General features: G+C 47.6%; 10 protein-coding genes. 8 read left to right on the forward strand and 2 right to left on the reverse strand.

Annotated features, from left to right (window positions below; translation table 11 throughout):
• Window positions 1-26: 26 nt before the first annotated feature.
• From SG35_RS25855 to SG35_RS25885, 7 genes are all read left to right on the forward strand, one after another.
• A complete protein-coding gene (locus SG35_RS25855) occupies window positions 27-2,426 on the forward strand; it encodes a TonB-dependent receptor (RefSeq protein WP_053043052.1) in 2,400 nt (799 codons plus the stop codon).
• A 65-nt stretch (window positions 2,427-2,491) separates the two neighbouring features.
• Complete coding sequence (locus SG35_RS25860; protein WP_044833049.1) at window positions 2,492-4,441, forward strand: tetratricopeptide repeat-containing sulfotransferase family protein; 1,950 nt, start codon at window positions 2,492-2,494, stop codon at window positions 4,439-4,441.
• A gap of 696 nt (window positions 4,442-5,137) precedes the next feature.
• On the forward strand, window positions 5,138-8,455 hold the full coding sequence (locus SG35_RS25865; protein ID WP_084692744.1) for a sigma 54-interacting transcriptional regulator: 3,318 nt from the start codon (window positions 5,138-5,140) through the stop codon (window positions 8,453-8,455).
• A gap of 235 nt (window positions 8,456-8,690) precedes the next feature.
• On the forward strand, window positions 8,691-11,843 hold the full coding sequence (locus SG35_RS25870) for a response regulator (protein WP_044833051.1): 3,153 nt from the start codon (window positions 8,691-8,693) through the stop codon (window positions 11,841-11,843).
• 16 nt (window positions 11,844-11,859) lie between these two features.
• The gene (locus tag SG35_RS25875) at window positions 11,860-13,677 is read left to right on the forward strand and encodes an ATP-binding protein (protein WP_044833052.1); all 1,818 of its coding nucleotides are present in this window, start codon (window positions 11,860-11,862) and stop codon (window positions 13,675-13,677) included.
• Window positions 13,674-16,187 (forward strand): EAL domain-containing protein, encoded by a 2,514-nt coding sequence (locus SG35_RS25880; RefSeq protein WP_044833053.1) that lies wholly within the window; start codon window positions 13,674-13,676, stop codon window positions 16,185-16,187. Before SG35_RS25875 ends, SG35_RS25880 begins: the two co-directional genes overlap by 4 nt.
• A gap of 289 nt (window positions 16,188-16,476) precedes the next feature.
• A complete protein-coding gene (locus tag SG35_RS25885) occupies window positions 16,477-18,495 on the forward strand; it encodes a HAMP domain-containing methyl-accepting chemotaxis protein (protein ID WP_044833054.1) in 2,019 nt (672 codons plus the stop codon).
• Window positions 18,496-18,894: 399 nt separating this feature from the next.
• On the opposite strand, the gene SG35_RS25890 is transcribed toward SG35_RS25885, so the two are convergent.
• Entirely contained in the window at window positions 18,895-19,158 is a 264-nt protein-coding gene (locus SG35_RS25890; RefSeq protein WP_044833055.1) for a SymE family type I addiction module toxin, read from the reverse strand.
• 414 nt (window positions 19,159-19,572) lie between these two features.
• On the opposite strand from SG35_RS25890, the gene SG35_RS25895 reads away from it, so the two are divergent.
• A complete protein-coding gene (locus tag SG35_RS25895; protein ID WP_152646631.1) occupies window positions 19,573-20,061 on the forward strand; it encodes a hypothetical protein in 489 nt (162 codons plus the stop codon).
• 77 nt (window positions 20,062-20,138) lie between these two features.
• On the opposite strand, the gene SG35_RS25900 is transcribed toward SG35_RS25895, so the two are convergent.
• Window positions 20,139-21,425: a dicarboxylate/amino acid:cation symporter gene (locus SG35_RS25900; protein WP_044833057.1), complete on the reverse strand. Its 1,287-nt coding sequence runs from the start codon at window positions 21,423-21,425 to the stop codon at window positions 20,139-20,141.
• Window positions 21,426-21,669 lie beyond the last annotated feature (244 nt).

The raw sequence follows: 21,669 nt of genomic DNA on the forward strand, positions 1-21,669 counted from the left end.
AATAAACATCATTCCATGGGAAAATTATGTTTCAACATAAAGCAATAACATGTGCTGTACTCTCCGCCTTAGGTCTGTCCACCCCTTTCTCAGCAATCGCTGATACCAAAGAAATCGAAGTCATTGAAGTCACCGCCACCAAGCGGGTGCAAAGCATCCAGTCTACGCCGGTCTCCGTTCAGGCCATGAGCGATACCGACTTGAAAGACAACAATATCGGCAACTTTGACGACTTTGTCCGCTATATGCCCAATGTCACCGTTGGCGGCAGAGGGCCGGGACAGGCAGACGTTTTTATCCGCGGCATGGCTATTCAACCGATTAGCGTCATGTTATCCGGGGCACAGGGCACCAGCCCGAATGTTGCTTTATATATCGACGAACAGCCGGTGACCGCACCGGGACGTAATTTAGATGTTTACGCCACAGATCTGGAAAGAATCGAAGTACTGGCGGGGCCGCAAGGCACCTTATTCGGCGCCAGCTCACAGGCGGGGACCGTACGTTACATCACCAAAAAACCCGATACCGACACCTTTGAAGCCGGGTTTACCTCAGGCATAGCCAACACCCATAAGGGTGAAATGAGCACCAATGTCGAAGGTTTCATTAATTTACCCATCACCGACGACCTCGCCTTCAGGGCCGCGCTATACAGTGTCAATAAAGGCGGTTATATCGATAATGTCGCCGGCGAATTCACCTTAGATCCCAACATCAACACCGAAGTGGCCGACAGCGTTAAAGGCTTGGGGGAAGATACCGTTTATCAAAGCACCAACAACACCGCCCTGGTTGAAAAAGACTTTAACGACAGCTTTTATAAAGGCGCCCGCCTTGGCCTTAAATACGACATCAATAGCGACTGGGAGCTGTTGGTACAACATGCCCAGCAAGAATTAGGGGCCGACGGGGTATTTGACTACGACCCTGAAGTGGGCGACCTAAAAGTACAACGTTACTTCCCTGATAAGTTAAGGGATGAATTTTCACAAACCTCCTGGACAGTAACCGGCACCGTTAATGACCTGGAGCTGGTGTACACCGGCGCCTTTCTCGACCGGGAAGTAGAGCAGGCCATTGATTACACCGGCTACAATAACAGCGGCGCCTTTATCCCCTGGTATACCTGTAGTTATGCCTCTGAAGAGGTCAGCTACCGCGAATGTTTAGATCCCACCAAAGGCTTCAAGGGTAAGCAAGATCAAACCCGGATCACCCATGAATTTCGCATCGCCACCGATGCCGGGCAGCCGCTGCGCTTTATTGGCGGCATCTATTACGATGACTTTGAAATAGAAACACAAGACGATTTCGTTTACCAGGCCACCCCGCAACTGGGCTTCGTTCCTAATGCCCCCATTGCCGGCGCCAACAATATCAACCCCAATGCCAGGGCACCCGGAGTCGCTTTCTTTAATGATATTACCCGCACCGAAGAGCAGATTGCCGTTTTCGGTGAGTTGTCCTACGACTTAACCGATAACTTAACCGTGACCGCCGGTTTACGCTGGTATGAAATCGAATCCGACTTTACCGGCTCGTCAAACTTTGCCGAAAAAGGCGTCGATGGCGACAGCGGACGGGATTATGACAGCTCAGGCGGCCACTCCGACAAACCGCTAAAGAGCGACGATACCATCAGCAAATTTAATATCAGCTACCAGGCAACAGATAATATTTTGCTTTATGCCACTTACTCCGAAGGCTTCAGGCCCGGCGGCTTTAACCGCGGCGGCGGCATAGCATCGGCAAACCCGGCATTTCCCGACGTCGAAGTCACCTATGATACCGATGATGTCACCAACTACGAATTCGGCTGGAAAGCCATGCTGCTGGATAACACCCTGCGCTTTAACGCCAACCTCTACTATATCGAATGGGACGATATGCAGGTATCGCGCTTTGATCCGGTTAACGTCTCTATACTCACCTTTATTGAAAATGCTGCCGACTCGGAAATTAAAGGCTTTGAAGGCGATATCGCCTGGCAGGCCACCGACAACTTAACCTTATTGGGCGCTTTCTCTTATAACGATACCGAATTAACCGCCTTAAATGCCCAGGTGATCGAAATGGCGCCGATAGGCAGCTCCCTGCCCCTGACCCCTGAGTTCCAGGGCAACCTGCGCGCCAGGTATGACTGGGAAGTAGGTGAATACATGGTTAACTGGCAAGTTGCCGGCCAATATGCCGGCAGCTCATACAGCTCCATAGTTGACAGCGAAAGGCAAAAACAAGACAGCTACAGTTTGTTAAACGCGTCCATCGGCATAGAAAAAGAAAGCTGGTCAGCGAAGATTTACATTGATAATTTAACAGACAAACGAGCTGAACTCTTTATCAATAATCAAGATGATATCCCCAGGGTCTCCACCAACCGGCCGCGAACCATGGGCCTGAGCTTTACTTATACCTATTACTAATAGATAGTGATAAATACTAATAAAAAACCAACAAAGTCCCGCTAAGCGGGACTTTTTAATGAGCTATGCATATTCCCGAGACTTCATCGATACAAAAGCAGATCCAGCAAGGGCGTTTTACCGTTGCTTTAACCTTATGTAAACAAGCACTTGAAAGCAAACCGACCGATACAGAGGTGCTGTACCTGGCCGCTGTCTGCTGCCGCTACCTGGAACTTTACGGTGATGCAACAGGCTTTCTCAAGCAACTGGTACGGCTTTTACCTGGCTATGGCCGGGCCTATCAGGAATTCGGCCATATTTATCGGGCAAGAGGGGAAAATCAAAAGGCCCTGGAAAATTACCTGTTGGCGGTAAAACGCAACCCGTCACTACATGCCAGTTGGCAGGCAGTAAGCGAACTTTCCGGCAATAGTGACGAACACACCACAGCCACGCACAATCTTGACTATTTAAAACACCTGCCAAAAGCCTTGGCCAGTGTGCTCAGTTTTATTTATGAAGACAGACTGGAAAAAGCCGAGAAACTCTGTCGGCACTTCATGCTGCAGCACCCCAAACATGTTGAAGGTATGCGCCTGCTAGCCAAAATTGCAGAAAAACATCACGTGTTAGATGACGCAGAATTTTTGCTGGAAACCGCTTTACAATTAGCGCCGGAAAATCACTGGCTGCAATTCGATTACGTCAATATTCTCCACCACAGGCAAAAATTTGAGTCCGCCTATGTCCAGGCCCTGATGCTAAGCGAACGTTTGCCGGAAGATAGCGCCAGCCAGTTAACCCTGGCGAATCAGGAGGCGGCTATTGGGAAATATGACGATGCCATCAAGCGTTACCAGTCGCTGCTCGCTAAAGACAAAAACAATGCCTTACTGCCGCTGTTATTGGGCCATGTTTATAAAACAATTGGCCAACAGCAAGAGGCGATCGATTGCTACTTGGCAGCTATTAACCTCAATACATCTTTTGGCGATCCCTACTGGAGTCTGGCCAACCTGAAAACATTTTCATTCTCCGAAGAATTAATCGAACAGATGCTGGCTGTGGTCGAGCAGCAGGCTAACCATACCGAAGATATGGTGCATCTGCATTTTGCCTTAGGCAAGGCATTTGAAAACCAGCAAGCGTTTGAGCGCTCTTTTGAGCACTACCAAACGGGCAATAAAATTAAGCGGGATTTAGTCAACTATGACAGCGAGGTAATGGCCAACAACTTCTCGTTGCAGAAGCAGTTTTTTACCCCTGAGCAGGTAAATTCGCTGCACGGCATGGGAGAGCAAGCCGAAGATCCTATCTTTGTGTTAGGCCTGCCCCGTACCGGCTCCACCTTGGTGGAGCAAATTCTTTCTTCCCATTCTCAAATAGACGGCACCTTAGAGCTGCCCAATATCCTGGCCTATGTTCAGGAGCTTAACGGCCGTAAATTCAAGCGCACAGATGCCAGATACCCCAAAGTGCTGGCGGAGCTTTCTGCCGATGAACTGGCCCATTTTGGCCAGCGCTACCTCAAAGAAACGCAAATTCACCGAAAAGGCGCCGCTTATTTTATCGATAAAATGCCCAATAACTTTCGCCATATCGGCTTGATAAAATCTATCTTGCCTAACGCCAAAATCATCGATACCCGGCGGGAGCCCTTGTCCTGCTGCTTCAGTGTCTACAAGCAGCTTTTTGCCGAAGGGCAGGAATTTAGCTACTCCTTTGATGATATTGCCAAGTATTATCAAGGCTACGTAGATTTGATGGCTCACTGGCACCAGGTTTATCCGGGGCAAATTTTAACGCTTGATTACGAAGCGTTAGTGGCCTCACCAACCGAGACAATAACCAGGTTATTTGATTATATCGGCTTAGCGCTTGAGCCGGCCTGTCTGGAGTTTTATAAAACCAAAAGAGCCGTCAGAACCGCCAGCTCTGAGCAGGTACGACAACCCATTAATCAAAAAGGGGTTGAACAATGGAAACATTACGAGCCCTATCTGGCGGAGCTTAAGGCGACTTTAGCTGAATAAGCTAAGGTCAGTTATTTCCTCTGGATATGAACCCCCTACGCTCTAAAACAGGAAAAATACCTCTATCGACTGAAGCCGGTGAATATAAACTGCCGGGAAGGCTGCTGCAGCACCTTGAAAAGCAGTAGCCTTGATTTTAAAACCGCTACTGGCTCAATTGCCCTGTTTAGGCGTAATTTTCATCTCCTCTTGATTGATAACAATGCTGACCTTTTTGCCGACAGTAAAACCGGCCTTGTTTACATTAGGCCAGGAAAGGTTTGCCTTCAAAAAACTCGGTAAAATTCAGCGTTACCCTGCCCCCAGGATAGAAAATTTTTAAGGCGGGCTTCCTTTTCGCCGACCTTCAGCTATCAGCCCTCCTGAAAAACCCAAATACAACATAAATAACCGCAGGCAAAGGCCAGGATAAAAGTGTGCAGATGAACAGAAGTAACCTTAACTGAAATCGTTTCTGAAAATTTCATAAAAAAGATGCAGTTGAAGAAAAAGGCCAATTAACTGCCAAGATTTCACAACATCAGGTCTCTGCATGATTAATACATCGCAGACAAGCACAGGTTTTGTTTGCTATCTGCCATCAAACCAGGCATTCAAAACAGCCATTGACGATTTAAGCCTCCGCGCCAGCGCAACTTAATAAAAGAGTTAATAACAAATCAAGCTACACTTACTAATAATAACTCAATAATAAACATGAAGAATGTTCTATCTATAGGGGAATATAAAGTGAATACACTGCTGTATTTACGAAATGTCACTTGGGTATCGCTAAGCTTTATTATTTTAGGGAAACTCGGATGCTTGTTAGCAATCCCTCCCGGGTATGCGACCGCGATATTCCCCTCATCCGGCATTGCACTCTATGCTTTGCTCGTTTTCGGCGTTCGTCTGTGGCCCGCAGTTTTCATCGGTTCCTACCTGTTAAGTCTATGGATCGGTATGGAGAACGGCGCTGCCGACGCCACGCAGGGAGTCGTGATAAGTGCACTGGCGATAGCATTGGCTTCCACCCTGCAAGCTTTGGCCGCTTATGTTTTAGTCAAAAAGAAGCTAGGGTTACCACTGACGTTAGTGAAAACCCGCGATATCGTAATGTTTACCGCGGTGCTGGCCCCTGTTAGCAGTTTAATAAGCTCAAGTCTGGCTATCACCGTTTTAATAATCAGTTCGCAGATCAGCAGCGAACAATGGCTATTTTCCTGGTTTACCTGGTGGGTGGGCAACACCGTGGGCTTACTGCTGCTGGTACCCATAGCCTTATCTTGTCACGGGTTTCCACGCTCCATTTGGCACCCCAGACGGGTATTTATTGCCTTGCCGCTGTCACTGCTAACCATATTGATTGTCGTAGTATTTTCCTTTATGAGCCGACTTGAGCAAGAAAAAATCAGTACTAATTTTTTAAAAAAATCGGAATTACACCAAAAAGCCCTAAAGTATTCCCTGGATCAATACCTGGATGCACTTTATGCGCTGCAAAATTATATCTCCGGCGATAGCCAGCTCAGTCACAGCAAGTTTTCTCAATTTGCCAACGGATTGCTAAAACGCAACAGCGGTATCCATGCCCTGTCCTGGAATCCCGTGGTGAGTAAGGCACAGCGACAGTTGTTTGAATTGCACGCCGCACATGAACTGGGAGACGATTTTAAAATCGTGGAACGAGATCAAAATAACCAGCTGATCACCGCAGCACCACGGCCACGCCATGTAGTGGTGAAATATATTCAGCCGTTAAGGGGCAATGAGAGCGCCGTTGGCTTTGATGTCAATTCCAACAAAACCAGACAGGCGGCTTTGCATCAAGCCGAAATATTGGCCAAAGCCGTGGGTACCGCCCGCATAACCCTGGTACAGGAAACACAAAAGCAATCGGGCTTACTGGTATTTCTACCGGTATTTAACAATACACAAGTCAAATCTTTACGAGGTTATGTGGTTGGCGTTTTTCGTATCGGTGCATTACTTAACACCATTTTTGATATGCAAGCCTTTGACAGCCTGTACGCAACCTTGGCCGACAAAACCGACAAGCACAGCCCGCCGGTTAACCTGGCAAGTTTTGGCAATGACAACCAACAGTCCCTGAACACTGACTCAGTGACTTTTGCCATTTCCTTTGCCGAACGCGACTGGCAATTGAATGTCACACCATCGATTCATGCCATCGAACAACAACGCAGCTTAAACTCCTGGTTTATCCTGACCAGCATTTTTGCTATTGCCGCCTTAGGTTCGGCACTGCTGCTATTTTTGACAGGCAGAACCTTTGAAGTGAGCTCACTGGTGCGCCTTAAAACGGCTGAGTTAAAAGACAGCGAAGCCAAAACCAGGGCCATTCTGACCACAGCCGTCGACGGTATCATCACCATTGATAGTAAGGGTATTATTGAATCGGCAAATCCCGCAGCCTATAAGCTTTTCGGCTACACTGCCAACGAACTCCAGGGCAAAAATATCAAGATTTTAATGCCTGAGCATATTCGCGTACACCATGATCAGTTTCTGGAAAAATACTATCAAAGCGGCGAACGAAACGTTATCGGCAGCACCCGGGAATTGCTTGCCCAGGATAAGCAAGGCACGCCAATCCAAATCTCATTAAGTGTCAGCGAGGTACGTTTGGCAGGAAGAACCATTTTTACCGGGGTAGTACATGATCTCAGTGAACAGAAAAAAATACAACTTGCCCTGGAAATCACCCTGGAACAACTACAGGAGTCCCGGGACAATTTACTCTTGACCCTGAATCAATTCAGGGTAGCAACACTTATCCTCAACAAACAAGGTGTTATCGAATTTGCCAGCGAATCATGTCACACCTTGCCTGGCTGGAGAGAAAAATCTCCGATTGGCAAAAGCTGGCTGTCGGTACTGCCCTTCTCGCGGAAAGCCCGGCATCAGCTGGAAAAAGCACTGGCAGGAGATATCAGCGAACAGCGGATATCGATAAATTGGGCTACGGACCACCAAAATCAATATTGGGTGGATATCGACATTAAAAAAGATCCGAACGATCTTAAGCGGCATATCCTTTACATGTATGACGTTTCTGAGATCCACGTGTTAAGAGAGCAAATCAATGTCACCCATTATGGTAAAATGCTTGGCCAATCACAGCCGATGCAGCAACTGTATCAAGAACTTGAACAGCTTGCCGCCGGAGACTGGAATGTCTTGATTGAAGGTGAAACAGGTACAGGTAAGGAGTTAGCCGCCCGGGCTATCCACGCCTCAAGCCAACGCAAGCAAGGGCCGTTTATTGCTGTCAATACCGCAGGTCTCACAGAAACACTGCTTGCCAGCCAGTTATTTGGCCACAAAAAAGGCTCCTTCACCGGCGCCATTCAGGATCAAAAAGGACTGTTCGAGTCTGCCGCAAACGGAACCTTGTTTCTCGATGAAATAGGGGATATCTCACCGTCCATCCAGAAAAGCCTGCTACGCGTACTCCAGGAAAAGGAAATCATGCGCCTGGGGGATAACAAAACTATTGCCGTTAATGCCCGGGTGATTGCAGCAACCAACAAAAACCTGCAAATCGAAGTCAATGAAAAAAGGTTCCGGGAAGATCTGTTTTATCGCCTGCGGGTTGGCCGGGTTGAGATGCCGCCATTAAGAGTCCGCGACGGTGATATCGCCCTGCTGATCGAATATTTTCTTTCAGAAAGCCGGATTTTGGCAGGAAAACCAGCCATCAAGGTCGATAAACGGGTCATGGATACGCTCCGACAATACCCCTGGCCCGGTAATATCCGTGAACTTAAAAACCTTGTGGAGTATGTCGTCATTCATTGCCAGGAAGATTATATCAGGCTGAGCCACCTTCCCCCTGAATTATTCACCCATAACCAGCAGACTAACAATCATGCACCCGAAGAGGATGAACGTTGCCGTATCATCGATGCGCTCAAAACCACAGGTGGCAAACGTAACCGTGCAGCCGAGTTATTAGGGATCAGCCGGGCAACCTTTTACCGAAAAATTAAAGAGTACGATATTCAACTTTGATACCTCACCTTTATGGCGAATCTTTGCCAAAAAGCATCAAAAGAGTGTCTCAAAAGTGTCTCATGATACAAATTTTCTCACAAAAAAATGTCTCCCGTAAAGTGTATCACCTTCAGAAAAAAACCTATCCACATGATTTATAACAATTAAAACAATTGGCATGATTATGGCTGTTTCGACTACGGCGATTAACGTTATCCATTTAACGCTCCAACAGACGAGGCAGGTACCATTGATGAAAAATAGCTTACGTAACAAATTAGCCATTACCGGTATTGTTTTTCTTACCTTCAACCTGATCATATGCGGCTTACTAATCGGGCGTTACTACCAGGACCTTCAACAGGCAAATAACTGGCAACTGATTACCAAAACCGCCAATGCCCTGTTAATGGTGATCCATAAGCAAGCGGAAGAGCGTGGTATCGGAGTGACTATTTTAGGCGCCCCCGAAGCGGCATACGAGTGGATGGACGACTTTAACAGCAAAACCACCGAACTACTGACAAGTCAAAACAACACTCAGAAACTGCTGTCACAGCTCAACCAGGCCAATGCTGTTTCTTCGGTGGTGGACAGCCACTACAAAGAATGGCAGCAAGCTGTTGAAATACTGAAATTAAAGCGTATCGAACTATTGCGCGGCACCTTAGACGTCCGTACCTGGCTAAAAAGCGCTAACCGGCTTATCAACGCCACCATCAAACTGTCACAGCAATTGATGATTAATGCGCAAATGGATAACGATATCTATGTATTAAACAACACGCAGATCACCATCAACCACCTGCTCCATGACGGCGGACTGGAGCGGGCCTTAATATCATCATTGCTGGCAGCCAAGGCAGGCAACAAAGTTTTCGACCTCGATGAACTAAATAAGATCCAAAGCCGGTTAGACAGCGCCATAAAACAACTGCAACAGCTTAGCAGCAGCACTGAACTGCCTGAAGAAATTAAAGGTAAGGTGGAAGAGTTTCTTAACAACTATTTCCTTTCCTTTTCACCGCTCAAGAAAAACATACTGGCCGACATTAATAACATCCCCCCGGAATATACTGCCAAAGCATGGTTTGCCAAGGCTTCGACCATGCTTGATTATGCTACCGAGATCAGTATTGCCAGCGCCAACTATATGAGCGAGCGCGCCAAACTCAACAGCCATACCAGCATCATTGAAATCAGCATCATAGTGCTCGCCGTACTCGCTCTCTGTGGTTTACTGGTGGCGATATTGCTATGGCTGAATAACTACCTTATCGCCAATATCCGGCATGCGGCCACGCAGGCCAAACTAATTTCCCACGGTGAACTTGATATTACCCTGCCGGTCACCAAAGAAGATGAACTCGGTCTGCTGTTACGTTCAATTAAACAAATCAGTGAACGTTTTAAAGTGGTCATACACCAGGCACATGCGGTGTCTGCCGGTAATTATGACGCCAATATCGATGTCATCTCTGAACAGGATGAGCTGGGCATTTCACTCAATAGCATGGCCGAAGAAATCAAGCGTTATGCCAGCTTGTCTGAACAAGAAGCCTGGCTAAAGGCCGGCTTTAAACAATTCAGCGATCAATCGCATCAATGCAGCCAATTAAACGAGTATAGCGAACTGGTTTGCAAGTTTATCAGCGATTATCTCGATTTCCCCATCGTTGTGCTGAGCCGGATGGAGCATCATCAGCTACAACCCGTTGCCGGTTTGGGTTTTAACAAAGACATCTACTACCAGCAACACTCGCCGTTGAGCGGCGTCCATCTGCAGGCATGTGAAAGTAAGTCGATGCAAAAACTCAGAGTCGGCAATATTAATTCAATGCGCATCAATACCAGCACCCACAGCTATCAACCGTTTGAACACCTCTGCCTGCCGCTGATCGCCCAAAACGAAGCGATTGCACTGCTGGAAGTGGCCTCGTTAGAAGCCATCAGCGAATTAAAAGAGAAATTCTTACATTCTATCGCCGATGTCCTGACCAAAAATATCATGCATTACCTGCATATGGAGAAAACACAGGCACTGTTGATAAAAACCACCACCTTATCAAATGAGTTACGTGAAAAAAATGGCGAGTTGAGGCTGACGGATAAGCGCAAAGGAGAGTTTCTCTCCAATATGTCCCATGAACTTCGCTCTCCGCTGAACAGTATCATTTTACTGTCGAAAAAGTTATCCGTGAATGAGGAAAAAACCCTCAGCGACAAACAAGTTAAATTCGCACAAACCATAGAAAAATCAGGCAACAACCTGCTGACGATCATTAATGACATACTCGATATATCCAAGGTAGAAGCCGGCAAGATGGACATTAATCTGTCTCCGTGCCTGCTGGCAGAGACACTGGATGATATTTACCAGCAATACGCCCCTTTTGCGGAAGAAAAAGCGCTGGATTTCAACCTGGATATCGATGACAGCTTAGCCAGCTATAAGGTTGTGACCGATAAACTCCGCCTACAGCAAATCCTCAATAACTTTCTCTCCAATGCCTTTAAGTTTACCGACTCCGGCAGCATTGAGCTTTCCACCGTGATTCGGGACTATCAAAACGCCAGCGCTCAAAATAAATGGGCAACAGCAAGCATAGTGTTTATGGTGAAAGACTCGGGGTGCGGTATTGCCTCGGATAAACTTGATACGATTTTTGAAGATTTTATTCAAGCCAATACCAAGAAACAACACAGCGAATCCGGCACCGGGCTTGGTCTAAGCATATGCAAACATATGGCCAGCCTGCTGAATGCCGAAATAGCGGTAGAAAGCACTCCCGATATAGGAAGTTGCTTCACGCTTTCCTTAAAGGAATGTCCGCTAGAGGCGCTGCAGTCACAAAACCAAGCCAAGCAGGATACACCAACAGCTCCGCGGGTACAGGCGCCAGCGCCGCAATCCAGCTCCACGCCAGTAACAGGCGAAGAGGCTGCCGATGCCCCGGAGCCTGAAGAACTGCATGAGATTAACCTGCTCAGTCAACATCAGCTGGACAGCGTTAATATTCTCATTGTCGATGACGACGTACGCAGCAGTTTTGCTCTGGGCTCTTTGCTTGAGTGTTACGGTACCGAGGTCAGTATTGTCCGCGATGCCCAGCAGGCACTGGAGCAGTTACAACGCGGCAATATCATAGATATCGTCCTGATGGATATCATGATGCCTGTTACCGACGGCTATGAAGCCATCAAGCAAATCAGAGCACAGGCACAGTTTTCACAACTGCCTGTACTGGCCATTTCAGCAAAAAACCAACAAGGAGAAAACGAGCGCTGCCTTGCTGCCGGCGCCAACGGTTATCTCGCCAAACCGATCAATGAAGAGCAACTGATTGCAACCATCATCCGTCTATTGGACCCTTCGGGCGGTGACAACCAGCAAATCAGAGCCTGAGACAAGGAGAGCAACCATGAATCTTTTCTGGCGATTATTGTTACCGATACTGTTATTTGGCTTATTAGTCAGTGTTATGGCCAACCGACTGATCATCTCGGTAGCAACCGAACAGGTGCAAAATACCAGCATTGACAATGCCAAAATAGTGAGCAATCTACTCACTCAATTGCGTGCCTACTATACCGCCAACGTCATTAAGGATGTGCAAAGCCAGGGACTGGAAATAAGCCACGATCACCGTGCAGACAAGCATGTCGTGCCTTTACCGGCTACCATGGTGCACGATATCAGCCATTCATTGAATATCGAACATGTCAACATACGTCTATATTCCGCGTACCCTTTTCCCTGGCGCAGGCAATTAAGCGGTATTCACTCGGAAACAGAGCTGCAAACCTGGCAACAGCTTGAAGCCTCCCCCGATAAAGCCCGCATCCAATTCACCCGGCAAAACGGCCAGCGCATGCTTCAATACAGTGTTGCCGACCTGATGCGCAGTGAAACTTGTGTTAATTGCCACAACAACCACCCGGACTCAACAAAAATCGATTGGCAGCTGGGCGATCTCAGGGGTGTGCTGGAAATCAGCATCCCGATTGAAAAGGCTTTGCAATCGGCCTACCGGGAGGCGAACCGGGCCAGCGCCATCATTGCTGCCGCCTTGCTTTTACTGGTATTTTTACTCCACAGAATAATATACCGCAAGCTGCTCAATCCCCTGCGTGAACTGCAACAAGCAAGCAGCCAGTTAAAAAATGGCGATTTGGCTGCGACGGTTAATTATCAGGGAAATGATGAAATAGGCAGGCTGGCACAAGATTACCAGGCGCTGGGCGTCTATTTAACCACCATACGCGACGGCGTCACCGCACTGGGCCGGGGACAGCTAAATGCAGATCTCGCCTCACCTGCCGAGCAAGATGAAATTATTAAAAATATCAACCAGGCGCGTCGGGAGTTAGCGCTAAAAGACACGAAAATAAAGCAACGCACCAGTCAATTGCATCAATTGAACGCCTACAAGCGCGACTTTACCGCCAATATCTCGCATGAATTTCGTTCACCGTTAAACAGCATCACCTTGCTAACGAAAAAACTTGCCTGCGACCCCCGCATCACAGAGACCCCGAAATTACTGACCTACTGCCAAACAATTACATCCGCGGCCGACCGCCTGCTCGCCATAGTCAACAACATCCTGGATATCGCGAAGATCGATGCCGGCGACATGGAAGTAAAATGTAGCGAATTCTATATTGAAGAGCTGATCAGCAATGTTATCGTCCCTTGTGAACAGGCGCTGCTGGCCAAAAAGCTGGATATCAATATTGATATCTCGGCAAAACTGCTGAGCGAACCCGTGCACAGCGATCCATTTAAACTGTTCCAGATAGTCAACAATCTGCTCACCAACGCCATAAACTTTACCGATGCCGGCAAAATCACTGTCAAGGTCACTCAGGAGTGCCGACCCGATGATAGCCAGGCCGATGCCAAGTCTTTTATTCACTTGTCGGTGCAGGATACCGGCATTGGTATGGCGGTTGAGGACGTCAACCAGATCTTCCAGGATTTCACCCAACTCGACGCTTCGGTAAACAGAAAAGTCGAAGGTGTCGGACTTGGTCTCGCGGTATGTAACCGTATGGCAACCCTGCTCGAAGGTTATATCACGGTCGCCAGCGAGCCAGGCAAAGGCAGTTGTTTTACCTTAATTATTCCACAAAAGCTCAGCATTTTTACACCACCGGCAGAGAATAATTTAGTCTCGTTTGATACCAAGGGCGGGCCTGTCTCTGTCAGAAAAGCTAACTCGGGAGGCAGTAAATGAACAAAGCATCGGTATTAATTGTCGACGATCGACCCGAAAATTTAATCGCATTAGAGGCCACACTTGAGAGCCTTGATTGTGACATTATCCAGGCCAGTTCCGGCGAAGCAGCCCTGGAGCTGTCCCTGGATCTGGATATTGCCATTATTTTGCTCGACGTGCAGATGCCCGGAATGGATGGCTATGAAACCGCCGAGATGTTCCGCAGCATCAAACGCACACGCAATATCCCTATTATTTTTGTCACCGCCATTTGTAAAGCCCAGCAGCATATGTTCAAAGGTTATGCCGCCGGTGGTGTTGATTTTTTATTTAAGCCTATCGAAGAGGAAGTACTGCTAAGTAAAGTTAAGGTATTCTTGGCGATGGATGCTCAAAAACAACAATTGAAACAACAATCGTCATTATTAGATGGCCAGCTCCGCGAGCTTAAACAACGCAAAGCAGAGCTCAGCCTGGAACGTTATCGCCTGGAAAAGGCACAGGAAGTTGCAGGAGTCGGTAGCTGGGATCTGATCGACAGGGAAAATCAGGCCGGTTTTACTGCCCAATGCTATCGGGTGATGGGATTGACCGACAGCGAAAACACTCAGCTCAGCAGCCTGCTCAGCCAGGTGGATCAGGAAGCCAGGACAGTGATCGACAACTCCATTCGTTCCTTTCAGCAGGGAGAGCCTGCCTTTTGGGATATTGAGCACAAAATAACCACCCAGAACGGTGATAAAAAAACCATACGCCATCATGGCGAAGATTTTATTGATGAAGAAACCCGCACCCGCCATTTAATTGCCACGGTGCAAGATATCACCGAATTGCGGGGGGCACAGCAGCAATTAATGATCGCCAACACCATTTTAGAAAACGCCACCGAAGGCATGGTGATCACCAATGAGCAGGGCACGATTGAATGGGTAAACCGCGCCTTTTGCGAATTGATGGGTTACGCTGCAGAAGAGTTACTCGACGGTCCTATTAAAATTTTGCGTTCGGAGCGTCACGATGCCGCATTCTACCGGGACATGTGGGAAACCCTGCTTGAAGAAAAATCTTGGCAGGGGGAAATCTGGAACCGCAACAAAAGCGGTCAGGCGCTGCTGTTTATGTCAACCATCGCACTGGTCGAGGGCAACCAGAATGAAGGCACTCAATATCTGGCAATCTACAACGATATAACCGACCTTAAAGCCGAAGGCTCGCTGACAAATTACCTGCCCAACCACGATGCCCTTACCCGGTTGCCCGACCACTACCTGCTGGAGGATCGCCTGGTACAAACCTGCCACTATGCCGCCAACTTTTCTAAGCAAGTTGCCCTGATTTATCTTGATATCGAAAGTTTTTCCTATATCAACCAGGAATTTGGCTTTCCTTTTGGCGATACTGTTCTGCAAAAAATAGCCAAGCGCATCGATAGCGCCATAGGTTATCAAACCAGCCTTTACCGGGTATGTAACGATGAGTTTGCCTTTATCGTGCCATTTTCCGACACCGGACGAGAATTTATTTTTTATATCAATATGATCCGTGAAAAATTAGCACGTCCACTGCATATTGATAAACATAGCCTGTCGCTCAACCTTAAGGTCGGTGTCAGTGTTTATCCGCGAGATTCAAAATCCCCGGTTGATTTAATCGAACGGGCCCGCGATGCCCTGCGTCATAATGAAAAAGAAGCACGCAGCTCCTTCTGCTTCTACAACGAAGACATAAACAAACAAATAAAAGATTCATTATTACTGGAATCTGACATCCGCAATGCCTTGGAAAAAAAGGAATTCTTTTTAACCTACCAGCCTAAGCTCAATATGGCCACCGCCGAGATTGAAGGAGTCGAAGCACTGATCCGCTGGCAACACCCGGAGCATGGCATAGTATCGCCGATTAACTTCATCCCGGCAGCAGAAGCTTCGGGTTTGATTTTACCGCTCAGCGAATGGGTACTCGATGAAGCCTGTCGACAAGCCAAGCTATGGCATACACAAGGGTATAAGATCACTACTGCGGTCAACATATCGGCGGGTCATTTCAATAATGGCAAGCTCCTGGAAGATATAGATAAAACATTGAAAAAATATAACCTGCCCGCAGAATGCCTGGAAATCGAAATAACCGAAAACATGATGATGCAAAATATGGATGTGATCATCCCTATGCTTAAAGCATTGAAAGCACGTAAAGTATGCATATCAATCGACGACTTCGGTACCGGTTATTCTTCCTTTGCTTATCTTAAATCACTGCCCGTTGATACCCTGAAGATCGATCGCTCCTTTATTAAAGACCTGCATCACCACAAAGATGACATCCACATAGTGCAGGCCATTACCAATATGGCCCATAAGATGGGACTAAAAGTGGTGGCCGAAGGGGTGGAAGAACAGGAGCATTGCCAGCAATTGTGCTCGATTGGCTGTGACGTAGTGCAGGGCTACTATATATCCCGCCCGGAAAAAGCGGACAATATCCAGGGGTTGCTTGATGTCGCTTATATTTCCCATCTGTCGATATGAAGGAGAAAATTATGTTTATCCTTAACCGCCAAAAACCACACGTGTCCACGCCAGGGAAGAGCAGAAGAAAAAGAATCAACGCCAACCAGAAGTCCTTGATTTTTAAAGGGGGATAAGACGCTTATAACTTTTATTATCTTTCAAAAAAGAGCCTGCTCAGTATCCGTTATCGCATCGAGCAGGAAAATGAAATAGAGGGGGCAAAAGCTATATCAAATCAATCCGAGTTGTATTTTTGATAAAAGTTTGGCTGATTCTGAAATTATATTTTTAACAGGTTGATAAAGCTATGAAATTATCTATTGGTAAAAAACTAAGCTTCTCTTTTGGTGTCATCTTATTCTTGATGGTTATCTCTGGTAGCGTAACCTACACCCTGGTGCTCGATAATGAAAAAGTTCAGGATCGGGTGGTAAATTTAAGAATGAAAACCGTGCTCTTGGGTAAGGATGTCACTAACGGTATTAATGCTTCACTGGCGGCATTGCGGGGTTATATGATCCTGGGAAAAGATCCGGCTAAAGCCGAGTTAATGATAAATGCCCGTGCCGAAGCCTGGAAAACAATAGAAGCGTCGATAAAGCAGTTTCAGCAATTAGCCAAAAACTGGACCGTACCGGAAAATGTAAAGCGCTTGCAGGCTATCAGGCAAGAATTGGCGGTTTTTAAACAGGCGCAACAGGAAATTGAAGACATTGCCCAAAGCGGTGAAAATATCCCCTCCTATAATTTACTGTTAAGCCAGGCCGCCCCTAAAGCCGGAGCCATGCTGGCCAGTATCACTGCCATTATTGATGAAGAATCCCAATTAAAGGCGACTGCAGCACGCAAAAGCCTGCTGAAAAATCTGGCCGATACCCGGGGCTCCTTTGCCGTGGGGCTGGCAAATATCCGGGCCTACCTGTTATCCGGCGATGAAAAATTCAAAGAAAACTTTGACGGAAAATGGCAGGTAAATGAGGCCAGGGTAAAGACCATTAATGCCAGCCAACAGACATTATTTACCGAAACACAGCAAGGGCATTGGCAGGAATTTTTACAAACCCGCCAGCAGTTTGCTCCTTTGCCTGAAAACATGTTCGCCCTGCGCAGTGCGCCGAACTGGAATCAGGCGAACCACTGGCTCGGCACCAAGGCGGCACCGACAGCGAAAAAAATTCTCACCTTGCTGGATGAAATGAAAGCCTCCCAGGAGAAATTGCTAGTAACAGATACCGAACAAGCCGCCGGCCTGGTGCAGGCATTAAAAACCAATTTAGTCATTCTGACCCTGATTTCGCTGGCCGTAGGGATAGCCTGTGCACTGCTCTTTAGCAAAGACTTGCTGCAACGCTTAGCGGTGATTTTAGGACGTGCCGAAAAGATTGCCGATGGCGATATGACAGGTAAAGAATTGACCATTAAAGGGCAAGATGAACTGGCGAACTTAACCGTTGCGGTAAATAAGATGTCTGGTTCTTTAAAGTCCCTGGTACAACAAACGGCAAACTCTATGGTAGATGCGTCTAAAGGCACCGATAAAATTTCCAGTGCCAACCGGGATATGGCGTCAAGCATAGAAGATCAGGTCGGGCAAATGGCACAGATTGCCGCAGCGATTGAAGAGCTTTCCACTTCATCGGTAGAGGTTTCCGGCAATTGTAATGATGCTTCACAAAGCGCCTCGGACGCCGCAAACCTGGCACAATCCGGCGGAGAGGTCGTCAAGCAAACCTTAACCCATATGGAAGCCATTAAAGTCGCCTTTGATAACAGCGCCAGTGCCATTGCCACCGTGAGTGAACACAGCAAGGAAATTGAAAGTATCCTCAGTGTGATCCGCGGCATTGCCGAGCAAACCAATTTGCTGGCGCTTAATGCCGCCATTGAAGCGGCCCGTGCCGGAGAGCAGGGACGGGGTTTTGCCGTAGTGGCAGATGAAGTGCGCCAGCTTGCCAGCCGTACCACCAGTGCCACGGTGGAAGTGGAAAGCGCCATAGAAACCATGCGTAAAGAAACCGACAATGCCGTGGTATTGATCAATGCAAGCGGCGGTGAAATTGAGAACGGCGTGGAAATGTCCAATAAGGCGGCCAGCTCCCTGGGGGATATTATTATCAGTGTCGATGAAGTCGTGGCTAAGATACAGGCGATTGCCGCCACTGCCGAGCAGCAAACCATGACTACTGCCGAGATTGCCCAAAATGCCGATATGGTATCCAGTATTACCCAGGAGGTGCAGGCTGGGGTTGGCAATGTGGTTGAGTTGTCAGAGCATGTCACCCGGGATACCAGCGACCGCTCCTCTAAACTTATGGCGATGATTTAAAGGGCTGTTTATTCAGGGCCTTAACCCCTAAGAAAAGCACATAAGCCGACTCTTTATGTTCAGGATGAACAGTATGCTGTAACGGCATGGAAGCCAAAACGCGGCGATATTGGCATGAACGACATACTTACCACTTAATCAGGCCACGATGCCGGGCAGCTGTTACGCTTTATTGATGGCATCGATGACGATGATGCTGAAATAGAAATAACAGAAGTCAGCTCCCCCAGGATAGTGGCGGAGCTTAAGGCTGCTTTAGCAGAATAAAACAATAGCTGTTGTTTTCTCCGGGACAGGTAAAGTGCCTTTGCCTGTAAGCGGATAGCCAGCACGATAAAATACCGATAAGGCTACTGCGCCAACTTAAAAACAGTAGCCCAGGTGTTAACAATAACTTGTTTAATCCCCCTGCTTAAGCCTGATGTTCATCTCCCCTTGATTGATAATAATGCTGACCTTTTGGCCGACGGTAAAACCGGCCTTGTGTAACCATTTCCCCCTGAGCACAAGACAAGGCTCAAGCTTTACCGGCGCATAGTTAATGCCTACGCCGCGGACTTTCACCGCCGACTCGCACACGGTTTCCACTACGGTAAGTTGCCGATAAATGGGATATTTTACTTTTGCCGAGCCTGGCTCTGACGTATGATGATATTCAGCCATGACGAACTCCTTTGAAGTTTGTTGTGGTTAGCGACCTCTGAGTGCTGCGAACACTCAGGGGTTGCGACCATTAATGAATGGGCAATATTGGTTTTTGTGCGCTCCTTTGTTGACCGGATGGGCACTCTTAATGAAAGACCTTATTAGCGGTTAAAGCAATAATGGTGCTGGCTGTTTTTACAGTGGCTGGCGCTGGATTTGTCCGTAATGGTTTACATTCGGCCAAGGCAGCTTTAGCACCGGATAGCGATAAAAAAACAGGATAAAACTTAGCGTCATTCTGCGCGTGAAAATGGAAACTTCCCCCGCCCTTTTCCCATGCTCCTACCAAGGGGCTAAATGCAATCTTCAGAGCGCCTGATGCCCGAAGTTCATACGAGCCAGTAAACTATACTCAAGATCAGTAGTCCTCATATGTCCGCAATTAACGGGAAAATATTAATGCGCTGCCTGACCCAAGCTTCACAATTTGAACTTGCCCTATTTGCTTATCAAAAGTCGGTTCTGGCTCTCAACCCCTGTAATGAAAAGGGCCCCGGAAATACCTGGACATGGCAGAAAAAACACCGCTGGTACCATAAGCAACCACTGCAATTACTCAAACCCGCCACCTGGTTCACGGATCCTAAAAAAAGCTTCCTGCTCAAATCCCTGGAGAGCAGATTTAATTTTGTTAAAGCCGTAGCAACTCACGGCACGGATATTATCCTTTTTGATAATGAAGCCTTTAATAAAGAGCTGAGTTTGCTTCCGTTTGCCCCCAACAACCTGGAACTAAAATATAACATTCATGCTTATGATACGGCCTATAGAGATTACCTCACGGCATGCGAGTCAGGAAAAAGCGCTCAGGTGAGCGAACCTGTTATTGAACACTTTTGCAAGGCTCCCGCTTCGAAATAATCATCGGCGGCACTAAAGGCGCTTTATCATTGGCAATTAACAAGCATCAGCCCCCTTAAATTAAAGGATACCAGGGATCATAATTGACCATCCTCTAGCGGCTTGCTTGCGACTTCCCGCTGGCCCACCAGGCGTGTCATGACCATCGAAGCCGTTAAATCGCCGGTAACATTTATTGTTGTCCTGCACATATCCAAGATGCGATCCACCCCCAGGATAAGCGCTATGCCTTCCACCGGCACCCCGATATTTTGCAAAATGGTTGCCAGGATCACTATGCCGACCCCGGGCGTACTCGGCGCACCGATTGACGCACCAACCGTGGTAATAGAAAGCATCAGCAGTTCATTAATGCTTAAATCAACCCCAAAAAGCTGGGTCAGGAAAATTGCCGCACATACCTGGTAAAGCGCGGTACCGTCCATATTCACCGTGGCGCCCAAAGGGATAACAAACTTGGAAATACTCGGCGGCACCTTTAACTTGTTTTCTGCCGTTTCGATGGACAGGGGCATCACGGCCGCAGAGCTTGAGGTTGAAAAGGCCATCAACTGCACTTCTTTCACCAAAGACAGCATGCGCCAGGGGGGAATGCCTGCAGTGACATATATGACGATAAAATAAAAACACAGCAGCGCCAGCAAACCAAGGACAACCGTGGCAATATAAAAGAACATAGATACGATGGCATCCAGGCCCACCTTAATGGTGATACTGCACAACAAACCAAACACCGCATAAGGGGCCAGTTTCATGGTCCAGCCCACTATGGTCATGGCAAAAGCCTGCAGCGATGCGAATAACTGCAATAACGGCTGGGCATCTTTGTGTTTCATATTGATCAGCGCCACCCCCATAAAGACCGCCAAGATCACAAAAAACAGGATATTGCCGTCAAGCTCAGCCTGCGCCGAATTGACCGGGATAAGCTTGACTATCATGTCGGGCAAAGTGGTAAAAGTGGCCTCGGCGGATTTGCTGACCTCTACCGCCGGCGGCAGCGAACGCAAAACCTCCGTTGATACCGACAACCCCGGCTGCAGCAAAAAGGACACCGACATGCCGATAGCAACCGCGACTACCGTGGTAAAGATAAAATAAGGGGCGATCCTAAGTCCCAGCTCCTTCAATGTTTCGGTATCGCCGGCACTGGTAATGCCGATAATGATCGAACTCATCACCAGCGGGATCACGATCATTTTGATCAATTCTAAGAAAACATTGCCGACCAGGGCAATCCAGGGAGCTATGGCATAGGCGAGATCTTTTTCAATTAACCCCAGGGCATCCGGCGACAGCAATAAGCCTACCGCAACCCCGGATACCATGCCGACAATGACTTTTAACCAAAACATTTTTTCCATGATATTTTGCACCTTCCCTACTGGCAGCTTAAAGAAAACCTGTCTTCAACAAATAACCTTTGTATTGCACAGACAACCATTACCGGTTATCACCGCAGTGCCCGAGGTTTTATAATAACGCCAAGAGCTTTTTCCGACCTTGTTCCGGCGCAAACTTTCCCTGTGTTCACCCTCTTTGTGGAGGATATTAGCCTAAAGATGATCTATGACCTTACTCCCCTAAACAAGTATTTTTCAGCCAACT

The organism is Thalassomonas actiniarum (genome assembly GCF_000948975.2).
In the GTDB taxonomy this organism is placed as follows: Bacteria; Pseudomonadota; Gammaproteobacteria; order Enterobacterales; family Alteromonadaceae; genus Thalassomonas; species Thalassomonas actiniarum.

What these genes read in the sequence shown, in the direction of transcription:
- SG35_RS25855 (WP_053043052.1), top strand. Translation starts at nt 27, where the DNA reads ATGTTTCAACATAAAGCAATAACATGTGCTGTACTCTCCGCCTTAGGT.
- SG35_RS25860 (WP_044833049.1), top strand. Translation starts at nt 2,492, where the DNA reads ATGCATATTCCCGAGACTTCATCGATACAAAAGCAGATCCAGCAAGGG.
- SG35_RS25865 (WP_084692744.1), top strand. Translation starts at nt 5,138, where the DNA reads ATGAAGAATGTTCTATCTATAGGGGAATATAAAGTGAATACACTGCTG.
- SG35_RS25870 (WP_044833051.1), top strand. Translation starts at nt 8,691, where the DNA reads ATGAAAAATAGCTTACGTAACAAATTAGCCATTACCGGTATTGTTTTT.
- SG35_RS25875 (WP_044833052.1), top strand. Translation starts at nt 11,860, where the DNA reads ATGAATCTTTTCTGGCGATTATTGTTACCGATACTGTTATTTGGCTTA.
- SG35_RS25880 (WP_044833053.1), top strand. Translation starts at nt 13,674, where the DNA reads ATGAACAAAGCATCGGTATTAATTGTCGACGATCGACCCGAAAATTTA.
- SG35_RS25885 (WP_044833054.1), top strand. Translation starts at nt 16,477, where the DNA reads ATGAAATTATCTATTGGTAAAAAACTAAGCTTCTCTTTTGGTGTCATC.
- SG35_RS25890 (WP_044833055.1), bottom strand. Translation starts at nt 19,158, where the DNA reads ATGGCTGAATATCATCATACGTCAGAGCCAGGCTCGGCAAAAGTAAAA.
- SG35_RS25895 (WP_152646631.1), top strand. Translation starts at nt 19,573, where the DNA reads ATGTCCGCAATTAACGGGAAAATATTAATGCGCTGCCTGACCCAAGCT.
- SG35_RS25900 (WP_044833057.1), bottom strand. Translation starts at nt 21,425, where the DNA reads ATGGAAAAAATGTTTTGGTTAAAAGTCATTGTCGGCATGGTATCCGGG.